13 protein-coding genes are annotated in these 11,029 nt (G+C 43.0%); 6 read left to right on the top strand and 7 right to left on the bottom strand.

The window, feature by feature from the left end; all coding sequences use genetic code 11:
* The 3 genes from B9T16_RS20710 to B9T16_RS20700 form a co-directional block, all read right to left on the bottom strand.
* On the bottom strand, nt 1–216 hold a 216-nt coding region (locus tag B9T16_RS20710; RefSeq protein WP_410245650.1), incomplete at its 3' end, for a Tic20 family protein.
* 151 nt (nt 217–367) lie between these two features.
* On the bottom strand, nt 368–562 hold the full coding sequence (locus B9T16_RS20705; protein ID WP_006619869.1) for a hypothetical protein: 195 nt from the start codon (nt 560–562) through the stop codon (nt 368–370).
* Nucleotides 563–600: 38 nt separating this feature from the next.
* On the bottom strand, nt 601–828 hold the full coding sequence (locus tag B9T16_RS20700) for a hypothetical protein (protein WP_014276685.1): 228 nt from the start codon (nt 826–828) through the stop codon (nt 601–603).
* 32 nt (nt 829–860) lie between these two features.
* Here B9T16_RS20700 and glyA point away from each other — a divergent pair, with 32 nt between their 5' ends.
* The 6 genes from glyA (at nt 861) to B9T16_RS20670 (ending at nt 6,335) form a co-directional block, all read left to right on the top strand.
* On the top strand, nt 861–2,144 hold the full coding sequence (gene glyA / locus B9T16_RS20695) for a serine hydroxymethyltransferase (RefSeq protein ID WP_006619868.1): 1,284 nt from the start codon (nt 861–863) through the stop codon (nt 2,142–2,144).
* A gap of 152 nt (nt 2,145–2,296) precedes the next feature.
* On the top strand, nt 2,297–3,364 hold the full coding sequence (locus tag B9T16_RS20690; RefSeq protein ID WP_410245649.1) for a glycosyltransferase family 4 protein: 1,068 nt from the start codon (nt 2,297–2,299) through the stop codon (nt 3,362–3,364).
* Between the two features lie 31 nt (nt 3,365–3,395).
* Nucleotides 3,396–4,640 carry a competence/damage-inducible protein A gene (locus B9T16_RS20685; protein WP_006619866.1) on the top strand — a complete coding sequence of 415 codons (1,245 nt, stop codon included), beginning with the start codon at nt 3,396–3,398 and terminating at the stop codon, nt 4,638–4,640.
* Nucleotides 4,641–4,867: 227 nt separating this feature from the next.
* Nucleotides 4,868–5,005: a hypothetical protein gene (locus B9T16_RS20680; RefSeq protein ID WP_006619865.1), complete on the top strand. Its 138-nt coding sequence runs from the start codon at nt 4,868–4,870 to the stop codon at nt 5,003–5,005.
* A gap of 42 nt (nt 5,006–5,047) precedes the next feature.
* Nucleotides 5,048–5,488 (top strand): type II 3-dehydroquinate dehydratase, encoded by a 441-nt coding sequence (aroQ, locus tag B9T16_RS20675; protein ID WP_006619864.1) that lies wholly within the window; start codon nt 5,048–5,050, stop codon nt 5,486–5,488.
* Nucleotides 5,489–5,504: 16 nt separating this feature from the next.
* Entirely contained in the window at nt 5,505–6,335 is an 831-nt protein-coding gene (locus tag B9T16_RS20670; RefSeq protein WP_410245648.1) for a hypothetical protein, read from the top strand.
* A 1,115-nt stretch (nt 6,336–7,450) separates the two neighbouring features.
* Here the strand turns inward: B9T16_RS20670 and B9T16_RS20665 are convergent.
* The 4 genes from B9T16_RS20665 to B9T16_RS20650 form a co-directional block, all read right to left on the bottom strand.
* Nucleotides 7,451–7,705: a hypothetical protein gene (locus B9T16_RS20665; RefSeq protein WP_410245647.1), complete on the bottom strand. Its 255-nt coding sequence runs from the start codon at nt 7,703–7,705 to the stop codon at nt 7,451–7,453.
* Complete coding sequence (locus tag B9T16_RS20660) at nt 7,706–8,062, bottom strand: hypothetical protein (protein WP_410245646.1); 357 nt, start codon at nt 8,060–8,062, stop codon at nt 7,706–7,708.
* An 11-nt stretch (nt 8,063–8,073) separates the two neighbouring features.
* On the bottom strand, nt 8,074–10,608 hold the full coding sequence (locus B9T16_RS20655) for a tail fiber domain-containing protein (protein WP_410245645.1): 2,535 nt from the start codon (nt 10,606–10,608) through the stop codon (nt 8,074–8,076).
* Nucleotides 10,609–10,674: 66 nt separating this feature from the next.
* On the bottom strand, nt 10,675–11,022 hold the full coding sequence (locus tag B9T16_RS20650) for a hypothetical protein (protein ID WP_410245651.1): 348 nt from the start codon (nt 11,020–11,022) through the stop codon (nt 10,675–10,677).
* Nucleotides 11,023–11,029: the final 7 nt, after the last annotated feature.

Genomic DNA, 11,029 nt, shown 5'->3' with positions numbered 1-11,029 from the left:
CACCAGCAGATACATCAAGAAAMAGACAATGATCYCCGCAAAAGGAATGGACTGAAAAATTGCCATTAGGGGAGCTATGGGAATCAAGATAATCTGTAGTATGGGAAATTGAGTTAATAAAAATACGCCGAACTGTATTCCATACATCAAGGGTAGCATATAGGGCAAACAAGCAAAAATGCGATCGCGAACGGTCGTTGTCCCGCGCCAATTCATAGTCAGCTCTCCTGTTAACCAAAACAAGTCCACACTCCCAGCATAACGCAGTGACAAGGGAATATTGCTGAACTACGAATTAGATTTCACAGAGACACCCCCCGTTATAGCGTTAGCTTAATGGGGGAGCAGCAGCAGCAGAACGTCACAGCTAAATATTAGCAATGCGGAATCCCATCTGACACTCATACTGACCGGGTTGATTGTCTCCGGGTTTACGGATAAGATGACCACAACTAAGATGGCCACCACGCCAGCGAGGTTGACCGCTATGGTCGGCGAGTAAACACCCCTGACACACTTGATGGGTCTCAATAATTTGGTTTTCCATGACCATGACTAACATAATCTTCTCTCCCCGCGATTGCTGAAGCCCTATCCCCATTATATTTTGAGATTAGTCAAGACCCCAGGATTGATGCACAACTTAACATGGCCATTAATATCAGGTTGTGTCACGGGATACATCCGATGATCAGATTTTGTTGGCTGGGGTGGAAATATCAACTGGCGGCGGCTATATTTTTCGGGGTTAAATGTATCTGGGGGCAGTAAGCGGGTTATGATGGTGAATTTGGGGCGCACTTTCAAGCGATCGCTCCATAGTACCAAAACCTAAGAACTCTGAAAGGGGAATTTATACAGTGAGTGACACCAACCTAGACATCCTAGCCCAAAGTGATCCAACCGTAACAGAATTCATCGGACAAGAGCTACAGCGTCAACGGGAACACCTGGAACTAATCGCCAGCGAAAACTTTACCTCCGCCGCTGTCTTAGCCGCCCAAGGGTCAGTCCTCACCAACAAATATGCGGAAGGACTCCCCAAAAAACGCTACTATGGCGGCTGTGAATTTATCGATAAAATCGAGCAAATAGCTATCGATCGCGCCTGTGAACTCTTTGATGCCACCCATGCGAACGTTCAACCCCATTCAGGCGCTCAAGCTAATTTTGCCGTGTTCCTGGCTCTCCTACAGCCCGGAGATACAATCATGGGAATGGATCTATCCCACGGCGGACACTTAACCCACGGTTCCCCCGTCAATGTGTCGGGTAAATGGTTTAATGTTTGCCACTATGGAGTCAGTCCAGAAACGGAAACCCTGGACTATGACAAGATTTTGGAACTGGCTAAACAACATCAACCCAAACTGATGATTTGTGGTTATTCCGCCTACCCCCGGATTATTGAATTTGACAAATTCCGAGCGATCGCCGATGAAGTGGGAGCATACCTCCTAGCGGACATCGCCCATATTGCGGGACTGGTCGCCACAGGTCATCACCCGAACCCCTTACCCCATTGTCACGTCGTCACCACCACCACCCATAAAACTCTGCGCGGACCTAGGGGGGGGTTAATCCTTACCCGTGACCCAGAATTGGGCAAAAAACTAGATAAAGCCGTTTTTCCCGGTACTCAAGGCGGACCCCTGGAGCACGTCATTGCTGGTAAAGCGGTCGCCTTTGGGGAAGCACTAAAACCGGAATTTAAAACCTACTCAAGCCAAGTGATCGCCAATGCTCAAGCCTTAGCTAACTGCTTACAGCAACGGGGCTTAAAAATTGTTTCTGGTGGTACAGACAACCATCTGATGTTGGTGGATTTGCGATCGGTGAAAATGACCGGAAAAATTGCCGATCGCTTGATGAGTGAAATCAACATCACCGCCAATAAAAACACAGTCCCCTTTGACCCAGAATCACCCTTTGTCACCAGTGGTCTGCGGTTAGGTTCTCCAGCCATGACCACCAGAGGGATGGGAACTTCAGAATTTATCGAAATCGGTAATATTATCGCCGATCGCCTTTTAAATCCTGATGATGACACAGTGACAGCCGACTGTCGCGCGCGGGTCGCCCAACTTTGCGATCGCTTCCCCCTATATCCCCATTTACAAATCAAAGTTCCCGCACTAACTTAATCAGTTTCTGGGTCTGATTCTGGGTCTGATGGGTGCAAAAATAACCAACAATACCCCCATCTTTTAAGGGGAGACTGTGATCAGGCGGTTCAAAATATAGTAGACTCACCCTGAACTAGCTTTTAGCACCCATCCCAAAAAACTTTGATCAGATGCCCTATCCTTTTTATCATCTGCTGGCTTTTGTAATTTCTACCGTCGTTGTCCTCTGGAGTACACCGATAGTCAAAAATATCGGCCTGAGAAGCGGACGAGTAGATTTACCCTGCGATCGCAAAGTTCATAAGCGTCCCATGGTTCGCTTGGGGGGAGTTTCTATCTTCATCGGTACACTCATCGCACTAATATTAGTTTGGTGCTTTGGTGGCTTTATCGGCGCAGATGGTCAACCCCTCCCCCCTAAACAAGAATTTGAAATCTTAGGAGTCGCTATAGGCGCTATAGCATTCTTTCTCATTGGTTTAGCAGACGATTTATTTGGTCTGTCTCCCCTAACTCGATTAATCTTACAAACAGCGATCGCCAGTTTAGTCTGGTGGGTCGGAGTCCGCATTGAATTCCTGAGTATCCCCTACTTTGGCGGCTTAATACATATCGGCTGGTTAAGTTTACCCGTCACCGTCCTTTGGTTAGTGGGAATGACTAATGCTATAAATTGGATTGACGGCCTCGACGGTCTCGCTGCTGGGGTTTCCGGTATTGCGGCCGTCGTTATGTTAATCGCATCTCTATATATGAATCAACCCGCCGCCGCCCTAATTGCTGCTGCCCTAGCTGGCGGTTGTCTGGGATTTCTCCGATATAATTTTAACCCCGCTCAGATTTTTATGGGCGATGGCGGTTCCTATTTTATGGGATTTACCTTAGCTGGTGTCGGAGTTATTGGTTTAGTTAAAACTACCGCCGTAACCTCTGTTTTACTACCTTATATAATTCTAGCTGTGCCGATTTTGGATATGTCAGCAGTTATTATTGAACGATTACGACATGGAAAATCTCCCTTTGCTGCTGATAACCGTCATTTGCATCACCGACTACTAAAAGCTGGTTTATCTCAAAGGTTAACTGTTCTATTTATCTATACTCTCACCTTATGGGTGGGGAGTTTAGCTCTAGCTTTCTCCGGTTTTCCCAGTGGTTTGGTCTATGCTTGGGCAACTACCGGATTGTTAGGTTATACCAGTTGGAAAGCTGTAAAGCGAGCCAAATCATCAAGTTAATAGTCTCATCTATTGTCAATTAATCAAATCTATGACAGCCGAAATTATTTGTGTGGGGACAGAATTACTCCTGGGTAACATTACCAATACTAATGCCCAATTTATTGGAGAACAATTAGCCGAACTTGGTATTCCTCACTATTATCAAACTGTGGTAGGAGATAATCCAGAACGTCTCAAAAAAGCGATCCGGATCGCCTCAGAAAGATCACAACTCCTCATCTTTACCGGAGGCTTAGGACCGACTCCCGACGACCTGACTGTAGAAACCATTGCCGACTTTTTCCAGACCCCCCTCATCGAAAAACCCGAAATCATCCAAGATATTGCCCAAAAATTCGCCAGTCGTGGGCGGGAAATGTCTCCCAGTAACCGCAAACAAGCCCTAATTCCCCAAGGGGCAGACATCCTCTACAATCGCATTGGTAGCGCTCCGGGAATTATTTGGCAACCCAGAGGCGATCGCCTTACCCTCCTAACATTTCCCGGAGTCCCCTCCGAAATGAAACAAATGTGGGTAGAAATAGCCATTCCCTACCTACGTCAACAAGGCTGGTGTTCTCAGACCATCTACAGCCGCACCCTCAGATTTTGGGGCATTACCGAATCAGCATTAGCCGAAAAAGTAGCCCCCTTCCTAGAGCTACAAAATCCCACAGTAGCCCCCTATGCTAATTATGGAGAAGTTAAATTGCGGATTTCTGCCTGTGCCGAATCCGCCGCCCGCGCCGCCGCTCTCATTGAACCAATCGTAACCCAATTAAGACAAATTGCCGGATTAAACTGTTATGGCGCAGATGATGACACCCTCGCCTCCGTCGTTGGTCAGCATTTACGACAAACACAACAAACCCTAAGTGTAGCTGAATCCTGCACCGGCGGCGGTTTGGGTAAAATGATTACCGAAATTTCTGGCAGTTCCCAATATTTTTTAGGTGGAGTCATCGCATACGATAACCGCATCAAAAATCAACTCCTCGGAGTTAATAGCACCGACTTAGACCAATTGGGGGCAGTATCCGCTACAGTTGCCGAACAAATGGCTCTGGGAGTGCGATCGCTCCTCCAAACCCACTGGGGACTATCCATAACCGGCATTGCTGGACCATCAGGAGGTACGGACAGTAAACCCGTCGGATTAGTATACATCGGACTAGCCAAACCCGACGGAACCGCCACATCACAAGAATTCCGTTTTGGTAACCAGCGAGAACGCTCCTGGATTCAACGAGCCAGTGCCTGTAGCGCCCTAGACCTGCTCCGCCGCCAATTTTAACCTGATCACCTTGCCAAATTCTATGAAGATTTGTTATGATTAAATCAGTGCTGGGCAACTAGCTAATCTTAGGGTATGTCAATTTTGCTAACAGTAGGCACTGAAGGCATGAGGTCTACCCGTTCCGTGTAGAAGCAATTCCGAAATTGCTGCTACCCTAAAATCAAAGAAATTGCGGGTTTGAGTTAGATTAGCCTGCGAATTTGTAAAAAGGAGCCATTTTTGCAATGGAATACATTGAAAAGGTACTGGAGAAACTCCGGGAATGGGCGCGGGAGCTAATCGAAGCATTATTAGGTCCAGAACCACAACCGGAAGCTGAACCAGTCCCGGTGCCAGTCAGAGATTTTCCTCGCTCAAGATAGTAGTCAACTCAGTTTCTAGTAAACTGCTGAGGTATTAAGAAATTGTTAAGTATTCTGGTGCTGCATGGTCCTAACCTAAACCTCTTAGGTCAGCGCGAACCGGGTATCTATGGCAAGGCTACCTTAGATGACATTAACCAACTGCTAACACAGGAGGCAGCGTCATTGGGGGCTGAGGTTGTGGCTAGGCAGTCTAATCATGAAGGGGTCTTGGTGGATGCCATTCACTCTGCATTAGACCACCATCATGGCTTGCTGATTAATGCGGGAGCCTATACCCATACCAGCGTTGCTATTAGGGACGCTATATCAGCAGTCAAAATTCCCACTGTTGAGGTTCACCTAAGTAATATTTACACCCGCGAACCCTTTAGGCATCATTCCTATATCGCCCCGGTCGCGATCGGTCAGATTAGCGGCTTTGGGGCTGATAGTTATTGTTTAGGTTTAAAAGCATTGGTAAACTATTTGCGATCGCCCTAAAACCCAAACCTTCCACATGGAACACCCATTATTAGCAAAGTTCCAAGGCGCTTTGCTAGGCGCGGCTTGCGGTAGTTATCTCAGTCATCACCCACCCGAACCGGACTGGGTGGGGTTAATTATGGCTTTCACCACCAGTCTCATTGAGCATCAAGGCTTAGATTTAGACCATTGGGGTCAAATTTGGCAAAAAAGCTGCCAGCGCCACCCAGAGAGCCCACCAAACCCCGATGAAGCGGCTTTAATTGCCTTCCCTGTAGCTCTATTTTTCCATGAAAACAGATCCCTACAGCAACAGCAATTACAACAATTAGCCGAAATATGGCCTGATAGCGATCGCAGTCTGGAAAGGGAAGCCACAATGTTAGTGATGGGTGAAATCATAGCCCAAATCATGGCAACAGCAAGGGATAATCGCCCCATAATACCGACCATATTAGAAAACCTATCCACCAACAACACCACCGTTGAGCAGCAACTGTCTCAGGTCCAAATAGCCCTAGCTGAATCAATGACCCTGATAGAAACACAGGCGCATTTGTCTAGTTTTCCTCATTCCAGCCTAGCCCTAGGATTGTACTGTTTTATGAGTACACCTGAGCAACCCATATTAACCCTAAAGCGTTCATGCCAAATTAATTCAACCTCTGCACTGACAACCATCATCAGTGGTATATTTTCGGGAGCCTATAATACTGTTTTGGGTATTCCTGTGGCTTGGAGAATGAACCTGATAACTGCCAACCCCACAGCGGAAATCTCTATCCTTAACCTAGGAGAAACATTATTTAAAATTTGGTCTGGCGTTGATCCATGGGTCTTGGACGGTGCTTTAAAGAAGGCGTGACCAAGTTTGCCTTATTGTGAATTAACGATCGCCAAGCCTCCGGTAACTTCAGCGAAGACCGCTAGTTGAGATGACTCATGGGAAATGATGATGTTTTGCGGATCGTCGTGTTTTCATTGGCGGCGATGCTCCCCAGGTTAGGTTCCGTCAGAGTGTGTTAACTATAAACCCTTATCCTGACAGCGATAGCGAGCTATTACTCAACCCGATAACTATGCCTAGTTACTCAAATGTTACTCACAATCTAGTCCTAGCACAGGAAAATAATTCTGTCAATAGGTTGATTACTCAGTCAATAAGCACAACTTAATCAATCTGTCAAATGCCTACTATCTCCCCCCAACCAAACACCGATAGGGTAACTCCCTTGTGATAGCAGTCAATGGCAAGCCTATCGGTTCGTTCCTCACCATTGACTGCTATCACATCGTTCGTTTCCCCAATAGTGCTTGTTTCGGTTAGGGGGAGGGTATGGGTTCAATTTTGCAGGATATTGCCTAAAGCTACCAGTGCTAACCATAGAAAGGTATGAGTGCGATCGCAGTGGGATTTATCTATGGCTTAAAGTCAACACGATAGCCGTAGGTAGCCGTAGGGGGAACCCACTAGGTTATCAATGTACAACGATACCCCTATCAATGTACAAAGATATTAGGCTGCCTATCCGGTTATCTATGGGAGTCAGATTATTAGTGAAATATTGAGGAGCCTACTCGCTACCAACAAAATGCGATCGCATAATCTAAACTATCTCCTACCGGAACCAACCCGATACCCCTAAACAACTTTTCACCTGGTGACTTGTTTCGTTATCTCTCGCTGATACCTACATAATCCTAGACAATTGCTTTACCAGCGAAACCGATACCTACATACCGCTAGACAAGTCTCCAATTTATAGGGGTACTGAGTTCCGCACGGGATGATTACCCCTAATAAAGCACTAAGCCAAAATCTTAACCCGTCTATTGTAGGTAAACTAGGGGTGAGCATTCATATAAATGATTTACAGGCCTGTTGCAACAGACCTGTAAACAAAAAATACACGCATCCCCTACAGTCAGAAACCATAGGGGGCCATTTAAGTTATTGGGTTAGGTGTTAGGTGTTAGGGTTTAGGGTTTTCTCCAACCATCATCATCAATATCATCTCTGTTAATTGGGAGATGGGGTGATTGCTTTTTATCTTCTAACTGTTTTTTACAAACTGTTGATGGCATAAAATCATTAACATATCTAATCAAATAATTTAGGCTATTTTGGATACCGTCTAACCTATTCTCAATAATTAGGTTTCCTGTATGCGTAATGAACATACTGATAATAATCGCGACAATAATTAATCCTAGTTCAACTATTATTAAGTTCATTTATATTAATTTCCAAAAATGAAGTGTAAACCATTTAATCCTTTCTAGTGGAGAAAATGAAGCGTAAAAATTGCTGTAYGGYGGTGATTCAATTATTTGATATTCATTAAGCCATATAGTCTCTTTTTTAACYAKCATAKYCTGCTTCACATCATTGTAGGCATAGAATTTAAGCCACCCTGCCATTTTCCAGTACACGGGTACACTTTCAGCGTCAAATAATATCCTAACAAATTTACTGCCAGAAATGTCAGGTAATTTTTTAGTACCGTGTAGAGTACTATCATCTTCTATCCTAAAATTAAATTCATAAACCTTAAACCAGTTACTCTCTGATATATTAAGCGCATTAGGCATTATCTGTTAATTTATTGTTGAGTGTTTAGCATATTTTCTAATTTGTCGATTTTTTCTGATAATTCCTGAATTGCCGCAATCACTAATGGTATCAGTTTATCATACATGATTGTTAAGTAATCTATTTTTTTGTCGTCAACTTCAGGGCTATCTGTATGGTCATTTTTAACCACTTCAACTGCGTTAGGGTATATATTTTGTACTTCTTGAGCAATTAACCCAAATTGTTCTGTACTTGGATTAAAGCCATGAAATGCTGCAAGTTCATTATACTTAAACCACGTGACTGTCAATGCGTTAATTTCGCTTAATCCTATAGTTGGTTTTGATAAAAGTGTTTTGAATTTAATATCAGAGCTACCTTTAACGTAGTCTCCATTATCGTTAATATAAGATACATTTGTGCCTCCTACTCTAAATCTAGTATGTACTCCAGATGATGAAAGAGTTGAGCTCTTTATAAAATATGTCTGCCCGTTATATAATTGTATTGAATATCTATTGTCAGGAGCACCTCGCCAAACATCGCTTTGATGAAAATTAATACCATGATATATAAATACTCTAGGATTATTATCTGCTTCTAATTGCATAGAATAATTCCCTTGATGAGAAAACGCCCAGCTATTTCCTCCAACTCTACTATTTAGTACTAAACTTGCCGAACTAGCAGTAGAGCCTATCCGGCGTATGTCAAACCCCCTCCAAACATTAAAATCAATAAGCATATTTCCATCAGGAAAACTTTCATTAGTTGCAAAAGTTACTGGATTATTTGTTATGTTAAATGTTTTAATTCCTGTTAAAGTTTGATTTCCTGTAGTTCTTACTACAGTTGAATCTACATTAATTGTTCTATTAGCTGCTAATGTTCCTCCTCCTGATAAACCATCACCTGCTGTTAATGTAATATTTGAATGTGTGTGCGTTGTGGGATTCCTAGCGTCAGATAATCTACTATCATTGCCTTGACAGGCTGTGTTTGCTGTAGTGCCGTAAGCAACTGCCCATGTTGTTGCAGCACTCCCATTAAAATTATTTCCAGTTAATCCCGTACCATTTGTTAATGTATTAGGAGTATTGGCAGTTATTGTTATATTGGCACTACCATTAAACGAAGTCCCATTAATTGTTCTTGCAGTTTGGAGCGTGGTTGCAGTTGCTGCATTACCTGTAATATTAGAGCTTGTAAAAGCTAATTGTTGCCAGCTACTCCAGACTCCACTTACACGATTTCTTTGATAAATACCTTCTCCTCCAAAAGGTATCATTGTTTGAGAAATCCAAGAATCATTATATCTTTGTACAGTACAAAAACGCCATGAACTTCCCGGACTTTGATTTAAAAGAGAACTCCCTTGATAAAAACCTGTTGTTAACACATCATTCCAATCTCCTGTTACAGTTATTGAAAGATTTGGTAAAGCACCAATTTCTGCTAAACTCCAACTTACATTTCCAGAGCCATTTACTGATTTACCAGACAATCCGATAGTTAAGGTTCTAGCCGTACCCCAGTTCGCTGTAGTTATGTTAGCAGTACCGTTAAAGTTGGTACCATTAATTGTCCTTGCTGTCTGGAACGCTGTTGCTGTTCCTGCGTTTCCATTTATTGACCCGGTAATTAATGAGTTAAATGTTTTAACTCCTGCAATTGTCTGATTCCCAGTTGTAATTATTCCTGCATTAGTTGCTGTAGCTGTAGGTAAAGTGACATTAGTCCCTGTTGATGATGTGATTATAGGTCCTGCTGTTGTTCCTGCTGTTACTCCTAAATTAGTTGCTACATTTACTTGTGCACCTGCCGCAATTCCGTCTAACTTGCTTTTATCAGCATTTGTCATTAAACCAGCAGCAGATGTTGTAGCAGCAGGAATAGTAGCATTATTACCAGTTGAACTATTGACAGTACCTGTAGTAGCAGCAAAACTATAAGACAAATTAGTAGCAATATGAGGCGCTGTATTTCTAAACTCTGTACCAACTAATGTTAATCCTGTACCCGCTGTGTAAGTGGTATTAGGTGGTGTAACCCAAGTACCATCACCTCGAAGATAGTTGACTGTACTTCCGTTAGTATTAATAGAAGCTAAATTACCACTATCAGTTATTTGAGATAAGGTATGTGTATGGCTAGTTGGCGTTCTAGCATTTGATAATCTGACATCGTTACCTTCTGTAACAGTTCCGGTAGTTGTTCCAAAATTTTTGTTAAACGCTGTATTTTTGGTAAAAGTAGGCTCTTTACCGTCTAATGTACTTTGAAGTCCTGTAACATTAGCAATGGTATGTGTATGACTTGAAGGAGTAAACGTTGTCGGTTTGGACGTTATTTCAGTCCAGCTATGGGAATGAGTAGATGGGGGGAAAGTGCCAGGTTTATTAGTAATATTATTCCAAGTTAACTGAGTTAATTTGACTAAATTAGTATTTGAGTCAATAACTGCTTGTATCCGTTCATTAGTTAAATATAGATTAACTTCACCTTCTGGCAAGTCATCGGTTGATTGCCCAAACTTACTAGAGTAAATGTTGAAATTAGTCATAACTGCCTCTATATTGAGTACTTAATTAAATGGCTAATAACTTAATACTAGCCATTYATTTGATGATTACATATCGATATATTCGATAATTGTAACGCTGATATTAGCGCTAGATTCTGCTATCGCCTGTAACTTAGTTCTACCCCACGTTATTGAGATGGTATCACCTGGCTTAACCGAAAATGCAGCGTCTGACACGCKATMACCTGTAGGGTCAAATATTAGATGTACATTGGTAGGTGAAAGAGGCTGTACAAACACCGTTCTACCGTTACTGGTCGCATGGTTAGGACAAACTTCAGCGATAGTGGTAGCAGGCAAACTTATCGCTGTAGGTGTAGGTATTCCTTGTATTTTACTGCTAATGTTTAGAGTGTCTAAATTGACAACAGAACTATAAACTGAGAAACTCATAATAAAC

Origin of the sequence: Arthrospira sp. PCC 8006 (assembly GCF_046480465.1) — a bacterium.
GTDB lineage: Bacteria > Cyanobacteriota > Cyanobacteriia > Cyanobacteriales > Microcoleaceae > Limnospira > Limnospira platensis.
This window is presented reverse-complemented; position numbering and strand designations above follow the sequence as displayed.

What these genes read in the sequence shown, in the direction of transcription:
- B9T16_RS20705 (WP_006619869.1), bottom strand. Translation starts at nt 562, where the DNA reads ATGTTAGTCATGGTCATGGAAAACCAAATTATTGAGACCCATCAAGTG.
- B9T16_RS20690 (WP_410245649.1), top strand. Translation starts at nt 2,297, where the DNA reads ATGCCCTATCCTTTTTATCATCTGCTGGCTTTTGTAATTTCTACCGTC.
- B9T16_RS20685 (WP_006619866.1), top strand. Translation starts at nt 3,396, where the DNA reads ATGACAGCCGAAATTATTTGTGTGGGGACAGAATTACTCCTGGGTAAC.
- B9T16_RS20680 (WP_006619865.1), top strand. Translation starts at nt 4,868, where the DNA reads ATGGAATACATTGAAAAGGTACTGGAGAAACTCCGGGAATGGGCGCGG.
- B9T16_RS20670 (WP_410245648.1), top strand. Translation starts at nt 5,505, where the DNA reads ATGGAACACCCATTATTAGCAAAGTTCCAAGGCGCTTTGCTAGGCGCG.
- B9T16_RS20665 (WP_410245647.1), bottom strand. Translation starts at nt 7,705, where the DNA reads ATGAACTTAATAATAGTTGAACTAGGATTAATTATTGTCGCGATTATT.
- B9T16_RS20655 (WP_410245645.1), bottom strand. Translation starts at nt 10,608, where the DNA reads ATGACTAATTTCAACATTTACTCTAGTAAGTTTGGGCAATCAACCGAT.